At 69.1% G+C, this 17,068-nt stretch carries 12 protein-coding genes; 9 read left to right on the top strand and 3 right to left on the bottom strand.

Translation table 11 applies throughout. From position 1 onward, the window contains the following. Positions 1–94: 94 nt before the first annotated feature. On the bottom strand, positions 95–1,669 hold the full coding sequence (locus tag TFC3_RS11425) for a serine/threonine-protein kinase (protein ID WP_067506433.1): 1,575 nt from the start codon (positions 1,667–1,669) through the stop codon (positions 95–97). Between the two features lie 131 nt (positions 1,670–1,800). Between TFC3_RS11425 and TFC3_RS11420 the strand changes: the two genes are divergently transcribed. From TFC3_RS11420 to TFC3_RS11405, 4 genes are all read left to right on the top strand, one after another. Continuing rightward, the gene (locus TFC3_RS11420; protein ID WP_067499040.1) at positions 1,801–3,084 is read left to right on the top strand and encodes a BTAD domain-containing putative transcriptional regulator; all 1,284 of its coding nucleotides are present in this window, start codon (positions 1,801–1,803) and stop codon (positions 3,082–3,084) included. A gap of 1 nt (position 3,085) precedes the next feature. Further along, positions 3,086–5,437, top strand: a complete 2,352-nt coding sequence (locus tag TFC3_RS36940) for an AfsR/SARP family transcriptional regulator (protein WP_067499038.1) — start codon at positions 3,086–3,088, stop codon at positions 5,435–5,437. A gap of 104 nt (positions 5,438–5,541) precedes the next feature. After that, on the top strand, positions 5,542–7,071 hold the full coding sequence (locus TFC3_RS11410) for an RICIN domain-containing protein (RefSeq protein ID WP_067499037.1): 1,530 nt from the start codon (positions 5,542–5,544) through the stop codon (positions 7,069–7,071). Next, positions 7,056–9,140, top strand: coding sequence for a PQQ-dependent sugar dehydrogenase (locus tag TFC3_RS11405; protein ID WP_201787143.1), 2,085 nt, complete (start codon positions 7,056–7,058; stop codon positions 9,138–9,140). The genes TFC3_RS11410 and TFC3_RS11405 overlap by 16 nt, the downstream gene beginning before the upstream one ends. A gap of 267 nt (positions 9,141–9,407) precedes the next feature. Here TFC3_RS11405 and TFC3_RS11400 read toward each other — a convergent pair whose 3' ends face one another. Next, positions 9,408–10,127 (bottom strand): CHAP domain-containing protein, encoded by a 720-nt coding sequence (locus TFC3_RS11400; RefSeq protein WP_082771978.1) that lies wholly within the window; start codon positions 10,125–10,127, stop codon positions 9,408–9,410. A gap of 20 nt (positions 10,128–10,147) precedes the next feature. Beyond that, a complete protein-coding gene (locus TFC3_RS11395) occupies positions 10,148–11,605 on the bottom strand; it encodes a hypothetical protein (protein ID WP_161952578.1) in 1,458 nt (485 codons plus the stop codon). A gap of 212 nt (positions 11,606–11,817) precedes the next feature. Here TFC3_RS11395 and TFC3_RS11390 point away from each other — a divergent pair, with 212 nt between their 5' ends. The 5 genes from TFC3_RS11390 to TFC3_RS37925 all read left to right on the top strand — a co-directional run. Continuing rightward, positions 11,818–12,453, top strand: a complete 636-nt coding sequence (locus TFC3_RS11390; RefSeq protein ID WP_067499029.1) for a prepilin-type N-terminal cleavage/methylation domain-containing protein — start codon at positions 11,818–11,820, stop codon at positions 12,451–12,453. Beyond that, complete coding sequence (locus TFC3_RS11385) at positions 12,450–13,982, top strand: hypothetical protein (RefSeq protein WP_153040190.1); 1,533 nt, start codon at positions 12,450–12,452, stop codon at positions 13,980–13,982. The genes TFC3_RS11390 and TFC3_RS11385 overlap by 4 nt, the downstream gene beginning before the upstream one ends. Next, entirely contained in the window at positions 13,979–14,584 is a 606-nt protein-coding gene (locus TFC3_RS11380) for a prepilin-type N-terminal cleavage/methylation domain-containing protein (RefSeq protein ID WP_067499026.1), read from the top strand. Before TFC3_RS11385 ends, TFC3_RS11380 begins: the two co-directional genes overlap by 4 nt. Before the next feature lie 57 nt (positions 14,585–14,641). Next, positions 14,642–16,621 (top strand): NAD-dependent DNA ligase LigA, encoded by a 1,980-nt coding sequence (ligA, locus tag TFC3_RS11375; RefSeq protein ID WP_067499024.1) that lies wholly within the window; start codon positions 14,642–14,644, stop codon positions 16,619–16,621. 100 nt (positions 16,622–16,721) lie between these two features. Then, a partial coding sequence (locus TFC3_RS37925) for a carbohydrate-binding protein (protein WP_369819606.1) occupies positions 16,722–17,068 on the top strand: 347 nt, incomplete at its 3' end.

The following is a 17,068-nucleotide window of genomic DNA, read 5'->3' as shown; positions in this document are numbered from 1 at the left end:
GCCCCGAACCCCGACACCCCCGACCAGGTCACGATGCACGTCGACTGGGTCCGATACGCGAGCTGACCGCAGAACGACGGCTACCGGCATCTCGTCAGGAGCCGTAGGTACGGATGTCCACATTGGCGTAGGTGACGCCGAACGGGGGCTTGGCGGTGAGCGCGTCGACGCTGAGCCCGAGCACGTCGGCACCATCCTTGCGATCGCCCGCGGGCAGGGCGAAACTACCGAGATATCGGTGCTCCAGGAAGACCACCACCTGCGTGGTGCTGGCGAGGATTTTCAGGTTCAGCGGATGGTTGAGCTGCAGCGGCCGGGTCATCCGCAGGCCGGCGAGCACTCGCCGGTCGGACCCGCGATCGATGGCCAGCGAGATGTCGTTCTGGCAGATCCGCACCACGTATCCGCCGTGCTCGCCGGTCCAGAAAAGCCAGATCGCGGCGCAGCTACCCGCGTTGTCCAGCACGGCGTCGACAGCAATGCTGTGACTACCCGTGAGGCGCATGTGCGGGCCGATGCAGAGAGTAACGCCGCGGTCGAGCCGGGTGGCGTGCAGCGCGTCGGTGATGGTGCAGATCGCGTCACCTCCGCGGTCGGTGTACATCCATTGACCGCTGCGGCTGAGCGGATCGCTGAACAAGGGCGTGCCACCAGTGGGTTCAACGGGAACTGACGGCTGGGCCGGCGACTGCCTGTTGTTGAGGTGCGGGCCGCTCATGACGGCGACGGCGGCGGCGGCCAGCACCAGGCAAGCCAGAATGGCACCGAACCGGCGCCGCCTCGAACGCGACTTCAATGCGGCGCGATCGGAGACGACCGGCCGATAGGAGGCCGGCCGCGGCTCGGTGAGCAGCAGCCGGTCGAGCAGTTCCCGGGCATCGGGCCGCGCTGCCGGGTCCTTGGCCAGGGCAGCCGCGACCACCTGCCGCAGCGGGTCCGGCAGGCCCGACAGGTCGGGATGCTGGGTGAGGATGCGCCCGGCGATGCTCGACGGCGAGTCGGCGTCGAACGGGTTGCGGCCGGTTCCCGCGTACGCGACGACCAGACCCCACGAGAAGATGTCGGCTGCCGTGGTCACCGGCGCGGCATCGAAGCGTTCCGGAGCCATGTACGCGATCGTGCCGGCCAGTTGGTGCGGATGGGTCACCGCGCTGGCCGGCTGGCCGTCCTGGGCGATGCCGAAGTCGATGACCTTGGGGCTGCCCGGGGCCAGGAGCACGTTGCTGGGTTTGAGATCACGGTGGACGACTCCGGCCCCGTGGATCGCGGTGAGCGCGGTCGCCATCCCGATCGCCACGCTGTGCAGGTCGGCCGGGGCCAGCGGGCCGCGCTGCTCGACGTCTTCGTGCAGGCTGGGCCCGTCGATGTACTCGAAGACCAGGTAGGGCGGTTCGTGGTCGGTGTCGGCGTCGAGCACCGCCGCGGTGCAGAACGGCGGGACCTGCCGGGCGCGGGTGACCTCCCGGCGGAACCGGCGGCGGAACTCGTCGTCGGCGGCCAGCGCAGCGTGCACGAGTTTGACGGCCACCGGACGCCCGGCTCGGTCGACCGCGGCGTACACCACGCCCATGCCGCCGGCCCCCAACCGGCCGGTCAGCCGGTAGTCCCCGAGCCTGCGCGGATCGGCCGGCCCGAGCGGGGCGGGACCAGGACCGCTGCGACGCGCCATGAGATCCTCCCGCCCACTGTTACCGTGATCGGCCGCCACGGTACCCGCCATGGACGAGCTACGATCCCCAGCGCTGCCCGCGGTCGCACGAGCGGCGGAACGGGAAGCAGGTGCCGGGCGGAGGGCAGGCGATGGCAGACGACATTGTCCGGTTGCTGGGCCCGGTCCGGATCCGGCGCAACGGTGTCGATCAGCAGCTCGGCTCCGGAATCCGGGCGGCCCTGCTGGCCGTCCTCGCGCTCGCGGGTGAGGCCACCCGCGAACAGTTGATCGCGGCTGTGTGGGGTGATGATCCGCCGCCCAGCGCGAACGGCAACGTTTACACCCATATCAGTGCGCTGCGCGAGGCGTTGGGCGAGCAGATACTGACCCGCGAGGACGGTGTCTACCGGCTCCATGTGAGCGAGCAGACGGTCGATACGCGGTGGTTCGAGGCGCTGCGGGCGAAGGCCCGGCGCTACCGGGCGGACGACCGCTCGTCGTCCGAGCTGGACGCGCTTGAGCAAGCGCTGAGCCTGTGGAACGGCGAAGCCCTGGCTGGCCTGCCCGGCCCCTACGCTGACGCCCATCGCGTCCGATTGCGGGAACTGCGCACCGCGAGTGAACACCGACGGGACGAGCTGCTGCTGAAACAGCGTGACATCGTGCGGGCGGTCGCCTTCCTGGGCCCGGGTGCCACGCTGCAGGAGGTCAGCCACGTGACCGGCCTGCCGGTCACGGTCGTCGAGCAAGCGAGCGACTGGATCACAACCACGTCCACCGGAACGGTCACTCTGAGCGACCCGGCGCTCGGCGAGGCGCTGTACGGCCGCACGCCGCAGACCCTGCGCTCGGCACGGCACGAGTTCTTCGCCCACCTGATCGCCGACTCCTTCGGACCTCCGGAACGGGTGGCCACCCAGCTGCTGCGGGCCGCCCCGGCTCCACTGAGCGTCCCCGCCAGCCGATGGCTGCTGGAGCACATCGACGAGCTCGCCCACCGCTCCCCGCGCGACGCGGTCGACCTGCTGCGGCGAGCCCACCTGCAGCATCTGCCTGACCCCGAGGTCCACGTGGCCTTGAGCATCTGGCTGGCCCGGCTGCTGTTCGGGCAGGGCCGGGATGCCGCTGCCGAGGCCGGGTGGGCTGCGGCCCGCACCGGCGATCCGGACGTTCAGGCGGAGATGCTGTGGATTGCTGCCTGCAGCCATGACCGGCGCAACCATCCGGTCGCTGCGGCGGAGATCGCGCGCTCGGTGCTCGGCCGCGGGCAGCACGGCCGGCGCTGGCTGGGCCGCTTCCGCCACCTGATCCTGCACCTGCGGGTGCGCCTGCCCGGGACAGCCACCGAGCCACGCCACGACCGGGCCCAGGTGGCCAGGGCCAAGCACCGATCTGCCTACCGGGCGGCACGCGCCACCAGCGGGCCGCGCTGACGTGCCCGCCAAACTCGACGTCGCCGTCCTCGGACCGGTTCGCGCCTGGACCGACGGGCGTCCGGTGCGCCTCGGCACGGCTCGGCAGCGGACGATCTTCGCCGTGCTGGTCGCCGCGGCCGGGCAGATCGTCACCCCGGCCGACCTCATCGCCGCGGTTTGGGGAGCCTCGCCACCGTCCGCAGCGCGCGACAACATCTACACCTACATTTCCGGGCTGCGCCGGAGCCTGACCGATGACGTGCTGGAGTCGCACCCCACCGGTTATCGGTTACGGCTCGACCCGCAGGCCCGCGACGTGATGCGCTTCGAGACGCTGGCCGGTCAGGCCGCGGACCGGGAGGAAGCCGGTGACCGGGCCGGTGCTGCGGCTCTGCTCCACGATGCCCTCCAGCTATGGCGCGGCGAACCGTACACCGGTTGCGAGGGCGCCCGTTTCGAGGTCGACCGCGCCTATCTCAACCGGCTGCACCTCGATGCGATCGAACGGCGCGCTCGCCTGCTCATCGCGCTGGGTGACGATGATGCGGTGGCCGAGCTGGCGGGCATCGTCCGGGCCCACCCGCTGCACGAGCCGTTTCACGAGCTGCTAATGCGGGCGTTGCTCCAGGCCGGCCGGGTGGGCGAAGCCCTGGCAGCCTTCCGGTCAGCCGAGAAGACCTTCGCCGCGGAGCTGGGCGCCCAGCCCGGCGCGATGCTGCGCGAGCTGCACGGTCAGATCCCCAGCATCAACGACACCGTCCCGGGTTCGGGGGAGTTGCTGCGGCTGGCGGCTGTTCTCGGTAGCCCCTTCGACGCTGCTCCCCTGCTGGCAGCGTCCGGACAGCCGCCCGCCGACGTCATGAGCCAGCTTGAGGACGCCTTGGACGCCGGTGTCCTGGTTGACACCGGCGACGGGCTCGCCTTCTCCGACGTTCGCTGGGCCGAAGCGGTGGTGCAGAGCCTGGCCCGCGAGGATCGCCTCCGGCTGCACCGCCGGCTGGCTGAGGCCCTGGCCAGTCTCGGTTCTCCTGCTGCCGGCGTAGCGGTCCACCTGTCGGCCGGGCCGGCAGACGTGGACCCCTGGCTGCTGGTGTGGGCGGTGGCGCACCTGGCGGAACTCGCCGAGCAGGCACCGGCTCGGGCGGTCGAGCTAGGGCGGCGGGTGCTCGACAGCGACCTGCCGACAGAGCACCAACGGGCCGCCCTGCTGACCGCCCATGCCAGAGCCGTCTTCCGGCTCGGCGGCCGCCCGGAGCACGAAGCCCGGCAGGCGTTACGGCTGCTGCAGGAACCCGCGGACCGGGCGCAGATGCACCAGCTGATTGCCGAGGTACGGATCCAGTTCGGCGACCTGGGTGCCGCGAGCGCTCAGCTGACCGAGGCGATGGCCGACCCGCGGACACCGCCGAGCTGGCGCATCCGGCACCGCACGTTGCTCGCCCGCCTCGGCAAGGCCGGCGCCCCCTACGACGACATCGCCGCGCTGCAGGCACTGTGGCGGGAAAGCTCGGGCCAGCGGGAACACCAGGCTGCCCTGCACCACGCCGACCGTGCGCTTGCGCTGCTGGGCCCGCGCACCCCGCATGCCGAGCTGCACCTCGATCTGCTGGACAACCGCATCTTCTCCCTGCAGAACCTGGACCGCCTCGACGAAGCCGACCGCACCCTGCACGAGGCCGTCCGAGTGGGTGCGCGGCACCGGCTGGCGAATCCGCTGGCGCTGACCGCCGCCGTGCAGGACTACTGGCGTGGCCGGTGGGACGACGCCGTCGTACGGCTCAGCGCCCTGACCGAGGACAGCCCCGCCATCGCCCAGTTCGGCTGCCGCGACCCGCGAGCCTCGACGTTGCTGCTGCGCGGGGTGACGGCGCTCATCAACGCCCACCGCGGCGAACCGGACGCGACCGTCGTGCCCGGGGAGGCCCTCACCACCGGGGAACGCGAGCACAGCGACTTTCTGCTCGCCGCCCGGGCCGTTCGCGCCGAGCACCGCGGTGACCCGGACGCCTGCCTCAACCTGCTCGCCGGCCTGCTCGATCCGGCAGATAAGACACTGCTGTTACCTCATCAGTGGCTGCCGCACCTCGTGCGGGTCGCCCTGCAGGCTGGCCGAGTCGACGTGGCCGAGCGGGCCACCGAGCTGTGCGCCGCAGAGGCCGCCCGGGAACGTACCCCCGCTCGCGCCGTGAATGCCTTGGCCCGATGCCGGGCCTTGATGACCGGTGACCCGCAACCGGCTCTGCAAGCGGCGAAGCACTACCGCACGGTCGGGCGAATCCCCGAACGCGCAGCAGCTCTAGCGGAAGCGGCCCTGCTGCTGGGGGCCCACGGGGATCTCCAGCGTCTGCGGCGGCAAGAAGGAACCTTGTAGGTTGGACATTCAAGATGGTCGTCGTCGCGATCGCCATCCCCCAACCGGTGGTCGCGCCCCTCATCCCCATTGTCGTCAGGATGCCCATGAAACGTCGAAGGTCAGTGACAACAGTTTTTCCGGCAACGCTGCTGCTTCTGGCCGGCGGGTTGGTGGTTGCGGCCCCCGACGCTTCCGCTGTCGAGGCCGGCGCCGCCGAGGCGATGTTCACCAGTTTCAACAACGCCTTCCTCGTGCGCTCAGGCGGTGACACCTACTACAAGGCCGCGCTGAACGATGGCAAGCCCGACGGCACCTGGGCCGGTTCGCTCGACATCCTCGGCGCCGAGGACGCCTATGAGCAGACCGGCGACCCGGCCAGGAAGACCCTCGTGAACGACCTGCTGACCACGTGGCTGCGTAAGAACCCGCCGCCGTGGAGCTGGGACGGCTGGAACGACGACATCGGCTGGTTCTCGCTCGCGCTCATCCGCGGCTACCAGATCACCGGGAATGCCACCTTCCTCACCCAGGCCAGGTATGGCTTCGACTATGCCTTCGGCCGCGGATGGGACACCCAGTACAACGGTGGTGGCATCTGGGAGGAAAACCCGGAATACGCCGCCCGCGAGAATCCCCCGCGGGAGCCGGCCAAGGAGCCGCTGTCCAATGACAGCTTGGGCAAAGTAGCGGTCCTGATCTATCAGAGCACCCACGACACGAGCTATCTGGCTAAGGCCCGGCAGATCTATGACTGGGTGTGGAACCACTTGTACAACCCGGCCACCGGTCAGGTGTACGCCAGAATCGACCGCTCCGGCACCATCGATCGCGGGGCCGCCGCCTACAACCAGGGCACGTTCGCTGATTTCGCCAACCTCATCCACGAGAGCACCGGCGACACCAACGTCTACAACGACGCCAAAAAGGCCATCGATTACGCCCGCACCGATCTGACCACCAACGGCGTGTTCAGCAACAGCGCCAATTACCTCAACACCTGGGCCGACGAAATGGCGCGCGGGGCCGGGCACTTCGTACGCGACAATCGCCAATGGGACACCTACTACTCCTGGATGGTGCAGAACGCCGATGCCATTCAAGCCCACCGGCGCAGCGATCTCGGCATCACGTGGAACGCGTGGACCCAGAACACCCCGGCCGACAACAGCCTCACCGCCAACAAGTTCGTCAGCGCCCTGGCATGGCTGCAGTACACCCCGGCCTCCCGGCCCAGTGATATTGGCGGCATCCACGTCGTCACGAATCAGAAAACAGGTCTCGCCATCGACAGCTCCGGCACGTACGGCAATGGCCAGAACGTCATCCAGTGGGGCGCGAACAACGGGCAGAACCAGCGATGGTTGTTCACCCGCAACTCGGACAACTCGTGGAACATCGTCAACCTCGCCACCTGGCAGGCCCTCGACTGCCCGGCCGGATCCGCGCAGGACGGAACCAGCCTGGTCCAGTGGCAGCCGACCCGTAGCGGCAACCAGCGCTGGTGGGTCGATCAACAGCCCGACGGCTCCTACAAGATCTGGAACCAGCAGGGTGGCGCCGCCCTTGACGGCGCGTCCGCGACAGTTGACGGAGCCCCGCTGGTGCAGTGGGGTTGGAATGGCGGGGGGCAGCAGCGATGGGTTCTGCGTTGATGGGCGGGGCGCGCGGCCGGCGCTCGCTGATGGGTTTTGTTGCCGTCGTGACCACCGTGCTTGCTGTTCTCGGGGTCCGGGTGGTGGCCGAAGCGGCAACCGGCACAGCCGTCGTCGCCGTGGGTTCCGGACGATGCCTCGACGTGATCGGCCAATCCTCGGCCAGCAAAGCCCGTGTCAATTTGTACGACTGCAAGGGGCAGGCCAACCAGGCCTGGACGTTCACCGCAGCCGGCGAGCTGCGGGTGTACGACCCGCCCAAGTGCCTGGACGTGGCTGGTCAGGCCACCACGTCGCCGGCGGTGGCGCAGATCTACACCTGCAACGGTGGCGCCAACCAGAAATGGCGGCTGAACGCCGACGGCACCATCACCGGCGTGCAGTCCGGGCTCTGCCTCGATGTGACCGGGGCGGGTACGGCAAACGGCACGCTCGTGGGGTTGTGGACCTGCACCGGCGCGGCCAACCAGAAATGGCGTACGGCGGCCGCTGACACCGCCGCGCCCAGCGTTCCCGGCAACCCGCGCGTCAGCGACCTGGTCTGCGACGCCGTCACCTTCGCGTGGAACGCCTCCAGCGACAACGTCGGCGTCGCCTTCTACGACGTGTACCACGACGGCCAGCTGATGAAATCGGTCGGCGGCACGACCCTGTCCACCAGCCTGACCGTCGTGGGCGGCGTGACCTGGGGCCTGTACGTCAACGCCCGCGACGCTGCGGGCAACGTCTCGCAGGCCAGCGCAACAGTGCCGATCACCCCGCCGCACTGCCAGGCCGATACCGAGCCGCCGAGCGCCCCGACCGGCCTCACCGGCTCGGCAACCGGCACCACTGTCACGTTGAGCTGGACCGCGGCCACCGACAACATCGGCGTGCGGGCGTACGACATCTACCGCGACAACGCCAAGGCCGGCACGGTCACCGGCACCGCCACCAGCGCTCCGGCGACGACGTTCATCGACAGTGCCCTGGCCGCGAACCGGTCGTACTCGTACTTCGTGGTGGCCCGTGACGCCCAGGCCAACGTATCGGCGCACAGCACCACCGCGACCGTGACCACCGGGGCGGCCTGTGGGAGCTCCATCTGTGCGGTCACCCAGATCGGCGCCGACACCGACATCCCGTGGGGACTGGTCACCCTCCCGGACGGCACGATCCTCTACAACCGGCGCGACGCCCACGACATCGTCCACCTCGACCCGGCCACCGGGGCGCGGACCAGCGTCGGAACGGTGCCCGGCGTGGACAACACCGACGGCGAGGGCGGCCTGCTGGGCCTGGCCATCGCACCCACGTTCGGCAGCGACCACTGGCTCTACATCATGCACACCTCGCCCGCCGACAACCGGATCGTGCGGATCCGCTTCGACGGCGGCACCTTGAACACCGGCACCGAACAGGTCCTGCTCTCCGGCATCCTGCGCAACAAGTTCCACAACGGCGGCCGGCTCCGGTTCGGCCCGGACGGCAAGCTGTACGCCAGCACCGGCGACGCGCAGAACGGCGACAACGCCCAGAACCGCGCCAGCCTCAACGGCAAAATCCTGCGGCTGAACGCCGATGGGTCCGTGCCGCCGGACAACCCGTTCGGCACCTACGTGTGGAGCTACGGTCACCGCAACCCGCAGGGTCTGGCCTTCGACTCGCGGGGCCGGCTGTGGGAGCAGGAGTTCGGCAACGCGGTCATGGACGAAACGAATTTGATCACCAAGGGCGGCAACTACGGCTGGCCGGCCTGCGAAGGCACGTCCGGCACCTGCGGCACCGCCGGATACATCGCGCCCAAACACACCTACCCGACCGCCGACGGCTCCTGCTCGGGCATCGCGATCGTCCGCGACGTGCTCTACGTCGCCTGCGAGCGCGGCACCCGGATGTACCGCGAAGTCATCAACGGCAGCGAACTGACCAACATCCAAAGCTACTTCACCGGTACGTACGGCCGGCTGCGCACTGTGGAGCCCGCCCCCGACGGCGGTCTGTGGCTGACCACCAGCAACAACGGCGACAAGGACAGCATCCCCGACAACAGCAACGAGAAGCTCTTCCACGTCACGCTGGGCAACTGAGCACTGCGGGGGGCTCCGTGGGGATCAGCCGTCGTCGCCTGCTGGCCCTGGGGGCAGCCGGCTGTCCACGGCTGGTCTGCCGCCCCCCGCGCCACCGCTGCCTGTCCCGCCGCCGACATATCGCTGTTCGACGGCATCGCCCCGCGCGGCGGCGCCCGGCGGTTACCACCACAGCGTCTACTTCACCTTCGACGGCAGTTGAGGTGACCACGAAGCGGGAGCGGCGGGCACTCGCAGGAGTGCCCGCCGCTGGAATCGCCGTTAGGTTCAGGACACCGGACTCGTGAAGCCGTACACGTCGGCGCCGTTGCTGGGCTGGTTCGTCTTGTGGACGACCTTGCCGTTGCCGCCGCCTCGGTTGCCCTCCACCGAGCCGTAGGTGCCGTCGCGGTTGTCGGCGTACCACGACGTCACGATGCCGACGTGGTCGATGTCGCCGTCGTGGTCCCAGTCGTACATGACCGCGTCACCGCGGCGCGGGATGTAGGAGCCCGCCCGGTGGAAGGTGTCGTGGGTCTGACCGTACGACTTGAAGCTGGACGCGAGGCCGTTGATGCCCCCGACCTTGGCACCGCCCCAGTAGAACGCGAACTTTGCGAAGTCGGCGCACCAGTTGCGGCCAACCCAGTCGACGGACACCCACTTCTTGTCCGAGTTGTGCTTCTCGTACCCGTTGGTGGCGTGATCGCAGCCGCCGGCCGAGGTGGTGGCACCGCCTGCGGTGGACTGCGCGTCGTTGTAGCTGTCGAACCACCACCCGGTATAGAAGTTGCACAGCCCGGCGCGCCCGGTGCGACGGGCGACGACGCTGACATTGTCGGAGGTGACGCCCTGCTCGTACGCGATGGCGCCCACGTCGCTGCCGGTTGCGCTGTCGACCGTCGCGCTGGCTGGACCGGCGAAGATGGCGCCGGTCACGCTCAGGGCCACGCTCAGGGTCAGCACGGCTGCTGCCCGCCGTGCACGAATCGCTGTGCCAATGCTCATGTCAAGCTCCTTCGGGGAGGTCAGGAAACCTTGGAGGCCGCGATGTCGGCGCGGTATCTCGCCGGAGCGTTCGGCCCGATGGGGGACGTGCTGAGGGCCGAACGGATGTACGAACTGGGCTCGTCGAAGTAGGACTCGAAGGCCAGGTTCGCCGCGTTGTTCTTGAAGTAGGTCAGGTAGTCGTGGATGTATTGCGGGTTGTCGCCGCCGGCGTGACCCGCCCACTGGCAACCGGAGGTGTTGCAGCCCAGACCCCACTCCGGAACGGCCCACTTTTTCTGGTTGGCAGCGGCGTAGTCCCGTGTGTCGTTGAGTCGGGCCACGTGCTCAGCGGTGCCGTTGGCGCCGGAATCGGGGTTCCACGAGTCGTAGGTGTCGATGCCGTACACGTCGATGTACTGCTTGACGGCCTGGAACACCTTGCGGGAGCAGTCGGTGCAGGTCTGGTCCGCGCCGTAGTTGGGGTTCCAGACGATCCGCAGATCCGGGGCCGCCGCCTTGATCCACTGGGCGGCCTGCAGGTAGGACGCCTGCCACTGCGACCGGTTGTCGGGGATGATGGCCCCGTTGTAGTCGCGCCGGGTGCCGTCACCGATCCGCCAGTACGAACTGGGCAGGTTCATCTCCCAGCCCAGCCGGACGTACGCATTGGCGTCCTTGGCCTTGATGACGTTGGCCAGGTTCTGCCACTGCGCCTGCGTGCCGGTGTTGCCCACGCTGTTACTGCCCGGCCACAACGGGACCGTCAGGACCAGGTCGTCGCGAGCCGCGTCGAAGCTGCTGGGTAGCCCCGTGGCTATCCAGTTCGGATCCGACAGCGTGCTCCAGTTGTCGCGCGGCGGGAACAGCGCGACGTTGTCGACCGGCGCACCCCGGAAGGTGGCGAACTCATTGACCCGCTGCGCGCTCTGCGACTGCGGGCCCACGCCGGAACTCCACGGCAGGCCGCTGGCCCGCCTCCCGGTGGGCGGTGCCGGCGGGGTCGTGGTGGTGTCCGAGCGCACCACGGCCTTGTCGAAGGTGATCGAGTTCCCGCCCGAGGACGCCGGGTTGCGCCGGCTCGTCATGGTCAGCTTGAGCGTGTGCGCGGCCTCCGCCAGGGTCGGTGAGGTGTACACCGCGACGGTGTCGTTGCTGACCGCCGGGGCGTAGAAGTCGACGTCGACGCTCGGGCCGCCGTCGATCGATACCGTGGCGATGTTGTCCCAGGGTTCCTTCATGCCGTACAGGTCGATCGACTGGCCGGTGAAGTTCACCGTCACCGACGAGCCGGCCGTCTGCGTCCACTTGAAGCTGCTGTCGCTTCTGGCCTTGAAACAGTTGGTGGTGCTGCATTGGGCCCATGTCCCCGACCAGCTGACCGAGGAGCTGGTGTCCTCGATCGTGGTGGTGGTCGCGGCGGCCGACGCCGGCACCGCGGCCCCACCAACCCCCACTGCCACGATGCCCGCACCAGCGAGCCAGCGGCGCATTCTCATCTTCTGCCTCTCGTTCGCGACGAATTCCCGGACCGCCCACCAGGGGGCTGGATCCGCGGCCACAGCCTCACAAAGGCCGCCTGACGGCTCGGCTGTGAAAATGTTGAAGCGCCCGCTGACCAGGACAGATGTGGTCTGGCTGTTTCCCTCAACCACCGGCTCGGGCGGCCGATCCCAGCGGCGGAACGAATCTCTCGGGGACAGGACAACCGATGATCAAGCGGTACGCGCACCGGTGGGCGATCCCGCATCGCCCGCTGCCCTGCGGGGCCGGCCGGGATGCCGGGATGACCCTGGCCGAGGTCATGGTGTCGATGGCGCTGACCTCGGTGGTGATGGCGCTGGTCACCACGGGGATCGTGCAGATGTACCGTTTCACCGACCGGTCGGACGTGTTGTCCACCGAGATGACGCAGGTGCAGGTTGCCTTTCAGCAACTCGACCGTTCGGTGCGGTACGCGACGGCGATCAGCCAGCCGAACACCACCGCGTCTGCCGGCGGTGGCTGGTACGTCGAGTGGTCATCGGTGTCGGCCGGCGCAACGAGCTGCACGCAGTTGCGGCTGAACGAGCGGTCCGGCCTGCTGCAGCGGCGCTCGAAGGACGCGAGCGCACCGGCCGGCTCCTGGGTCACCGTTGCGTCGTTCCTGACCGGCTCCCGGCCCTTCACCCTGCAGCCCGCCACGTCCAGCGGCTTCCCGCACCAGCGGTTGACAGTCGACGTGACGGTACGTCCCGACGCCAACTCGTCGCAGGCCGCGCGCCGGTCGGCCTTCTCCTTCACCGCGCTCAACACCTCACTGCTGACCACGAGCAGCACCGTCTGCACCGGCCTGGACCGGCCATGAGGACGCTCAGATGGCGCCGCGACGATGAGGGGTCGCTGCCGTTGGCCATGCTGGTGGTCATCATCGGCGTGGGCCTGAGCATGCTGACGTTGAACGTGATGGTGCGCGGAGCGCTCGACACCAACAGCGCCATCGGCCGATCCTCGGCACTGCTCGCCGCCCGTAGCGGGCTGGCCGGCTCGCTCGCCTCCCTGCGGGCCGCCGGCATGGCGGGCGCGATCACCGCGTTGCCATGCACCTCCGGGCAGGCGGCTCAGGTCACCGGGACGCTCAGCACCCGGGAAGGCAGCTACTCCACCACGATCTGGTACCTCAAGGATGACCCGGGTCAGAAGAGCGCTGACTGGGTGCAGGCGAACGGCGTGACCTGTGCCGTACAGCTGCTCGAAACCCCGCGGTGGGCCTATCTTGTCGCCGATGGCATGTCGATGGACGGCAAGTATCACCGCACGCTGATCGGTACGTACCAGTTCAAACTGCGCGCCCTGGGCAACATGCCGGGCGGTCAGATCCGGGTGTACCGCACGGCGACGGCAACCAAGGACTTCTGCCTCACCGCGCCCACGCCCTCCGCCGGTGCGGCCCTGACCATGACCGAGTGTGCGACGAGGGCGGACGGCACCACTGTCGACAGCCAGAAGTTCGGCTACCTGGCCAACCTGACGATCAAGCTGATGACCGCCGACCCGGCGCTGTACCCCAACGGGCTGTGCGCCCAGGCCGGGGTGACCGAGACGGTTGGCCAGCAACTCAAGCTGCAGGACTGCGGCCTGGCCACGAAGACCTACCAGCAGTGGGCGTTCGACTCGTCCAGCAACTTCCGCGGCACCAGCGACGGCAACAGCCTCAACTCGTTCTGCTGGACCATCATGACGCCGAGCCAGTCGATCATGCTGAACAACACCAGCGGGTCGCTCAACAACGACTCCTCCCGCAAGTGCGGGCAGACGCTCACCGACTACCAGTCCTGGAACGTCACCGCCGATGCCGGGTCGGGTGCAGCGGGGCCGGACTCCGGCCAGCTGGTCAACTTCACCCAGTTCGGCAAGTGCCTGGACTACAACTACAGCGGCGTCAATGTTTGGGCGTTCCCGTGCAAGCAGTCACCCAGCCTGCAGTTCCGGGACCTGAACCAGGTGTGGAACCAGGTGTGGACCGTGCCGGACTACGGCTCCAAGGGCCTGATCTTCGTGACGAAGACCGACCGGACAACCAAGGTGTGCCTGAAGGCACCCGCCGCCGGTCAGACCAAGGCGACCATGGCTGCCTGCCCCACGTACGCGGCCAGCGCCCCGGCGGACTTCATCTGGTGGATGCGCGGCGACAAGGGCGCCACCTACGACGAGAAGTTCCGCATCGAGGGCACCGGTTCCTGGGCCGGTAAGTGCCTGGCGCCGCTGCCCGCTGCGGGCAACCCGGTGCAGGCGGACTGGGTGGGCCTGACGGACTGCACCGGCGACTACGCCCAGAAGTGGAATGCGGACCCGCCGGTCAGCACCTCCGGCCTGTCGAACGTGGTCGAGCGATGAACCGGCGCCGCATCGCCCCCGGCGACGAGGGCTTCACACTGCTGGAGACGATCGTCGCGCTGGGCATCGTTGGAGCCGTGATGGCCAGCCTGGCCGGGTTCTTCGTGCGCTCGGAGATCCTGCAGCATCAGCAGGCGGACACCCAGACCGCGGTGCAGCTGGCAATCGACTCCATGGACTACGTGAGCCAGCTACCGGGGGAGAACCTGGTGCTGGGCCGGACGCAGGCGGCAGTGCAGGACGAGTGGCAGGCGCCGGGCGTCAGCACGTACCTCGACCCGGCTCGCACCACGCTGGTGTGGCAGGACACGACCTTGCCGGCGTCATCGACCGTGCAGGGCCTGCCGACGGCACCGGAGACCATGCAGATGTCCGGCGACGAGACGCCGTACCAGCGATGGTGGTACGTGGGCTTGTGCTGGCAGGCCAAGGCGGGCGGCGACTGCACGGTGGTGCCATCGGTGCTGCGCAGCCAGTACGTAGCGATGTACCGGGTGATCGTGGCCATCACCTGGCCGTCGCCGGCCTGCACCACCGGCCAGTGCCAGTACCTGGCCACCATGCTGACCGAGAGCACCCTCGACGATCCCACCTGGCAATAGGGTTTCCGTCCCGTTCGGCGCCGGGGAATTGTCGTACCTGCCGCGTAGGTTGGCGGCATGATCGAGAACGACCTCACCGAAGCCGGGTTCGCTGCCGCTGTCGAGCAGGCGCGGGCCGCCGCCAAGTCGTATTACGACACCGGTGAGGTGTTGATGGCCGATGCCGACTACGACGCGCTGGTCGACCGCATCGCCGAGGCGCGCGAGGCCCATCCGCAGTGGGATGACCGCGGGGTCACCACCCAGGTGGCCGCCGGGGTGTCAGCCGGCGGCGACGTGCGGCATCCGGTGCCGATGATGTCGCTCGACAAGGTCACCGATGAGGAGGCGGTGCGCGGGTTCGTGACGAGTCTGGGTGGCGACCCGTGCCTGGTCGAGGTCAAGCTTGACGGGCTGGCGATCCGGGTGGAGTACCAGCAGGGGCGGCTGACCCTGGCGGCGTTGCGCGGTGACGGCAGCAGCGGCGAGGACGTCACTGGGCAGGTGTTGCGGGGGGTGACCGGCCTGCCCGCCCGGCTCGGCAGCGGCTGGACGGGTGAGGTCCGCGGCGAGGTCTACATGACCGTCGGCGACTTCGAGGCGGCAAGCGCGAACCGGGTCGCCAGCGGGGCCAAGGCGTTCATCAACTCCCGGGGCGCGGTGGCCGGGTCGATCCGCAGTGCCGACCGCACCTATGAGACGCCGATGACCTTTGCCGCGTACGACATCTCCGGAAGCTTCTCCTCCCACCGGGAGCGGATGTCGCACGCCGCCGGGCTCGGGTTCCCGGCCGCGAGCCTGCTGGCCACCGGCGGGTTCCAGGTCGCCGCGGATGCCGAGGCCGCGCTCGCCGCCATTGCCCGCATCGGCGAGGTGCGCCGCGGCCTGGAGTTCCCGATCGACGGCGCGGTGCTGACCGCGGATCTCGAGTCGACCCGGCGGCGGCTCGGATCCGGCAGCCGCACCCCGCACTGGGCGGCCGCCTTCAAGTATCCGGCCGACACCGGCTCCACCGTGCTGCGCGACATCGAGGTGCGGGTGGGGCGCACCGGGCGCATCGCCCTGCGCGCGGTACTCGACCCGGTGTTCGTCGACGGCACCACGATCACCTACGCGACGCTGCACAACCCCGGATTCGTTCAGGAACAAGGGCTGGCGATCGGCCAGACCGTCGCCGTGTGGCGCGCCGGTGATGTCATTCCCCGCGTCACCGCACCGATTGGGGAACAGCCGCACGGGCTCACGCCGTGGTCGCCGCCGGAAACCTGCCCGCAGTGCGGTGAACCGTGGGACAAGTCGAGCCTGCTCTGGCGCTGCCACACCGCCTCGTGCAGCATCACCAGCGCGCTCGAATACTGGTGCAGCCGCGAAGCGATGGACGTCGAAGGCGCGGGCGAGGCGCTGTGCACCGCGTTGGTCAACGCGGAGCTGACCGGCGACGTGGCGGATCTCTACAAGCTCACCGAGTCACAGCTTGCTGAGTTGCCGGTCGGCAACACCAAGGCGGGCGGGGTGGTGCTGCTGGGCAAACTCAATGCCGCCAAGGTGGTCGCGTCGCTGGAGCGCAGCAAGTCCCAGCCGTTCAACCGAGTCATCACCGGGCTGGGCATCCGCATGACCGGGCGCAGCGTGGGCCGCTGGCTCGCGGCGCGCTTCAAGACCATGGAAGCCCTGCGCGCCGCCACGGTCGAGGAGATCGCGGAGATCGACAAGATGGGGCTGATCAAGGCGCAGAGCGTGGTCGACGGGCTGACCGCGATGGCCGATGTCATCGACCGGCTGGCCACGGCCGGCGTCACCATGGGAATGCCCGACACCGGCGGTGACAAGCCCCTCGACGGCAGGACCTACGTGGTCAGCGGGAGCGTGCCGGGCTACACGCGCACGACCGTCAGCGAGCGCATCGAGCAGCTTGGCGGCCGGGCCAGCGGCAGCGTATCCGCCAGCACCACGGCCTTGGTCACCTCGGAGACGACCACCGCCAAGGCCAAGAAAGCCGCCCAGCTCGGTATCCCGATCATCGACCCGGACGAGTTCGCCGGGCTGCTGGCCGGCTGACGGCCCAGCGAGAGCGGGCCGGCGGATCAGTAAAGAGAGTTGACAGTCTTTGTTACATCCATGAAGCTCGATTGATAACCGCGAGCTCCAGGAGGATGTAATGGGTCACTTGCACCGATGGATAGCGCTGGCCGCGGGCGCCGCGACCCTGGCCGCCGGGGTCGTGGCGTCACCTGCCGTTCTTGCCGCCCCGGCCGGGGGTGCTGTGGTCATGGTGGCCTGCTCGGCGCCGGCCTGGGCCGAGGGCACGTCATACGCGGCCGGCGCCCAGGTGACCTACGCCGGGCGCCTCTACCGGGCCCGGGTCGCGCACACCCCGCCTGCCGGAGCCGGTTGGACCCCGGTTGCCGCGGCCTCACTGTGGGAAGACCTCGGGGCCTGCGACGGCACCACACCGCCGACCACACCCCCGCCGACCACACCGCCGCCCACCACACCGCCCCCGGC

This window comes from Actinoplanes sp. TFC3 (genome assembly GCF_001553785.1).
GTDB lineage: Bacteria > Actinomycetota > Actinomycetes > Mycobacteriales > Micromonosporaceae > Actinoplanes.
Note: the sequence above shows the minus strand (reverse complement) of the source record. Positions and strands in the feature narration are given on the sequence as shown.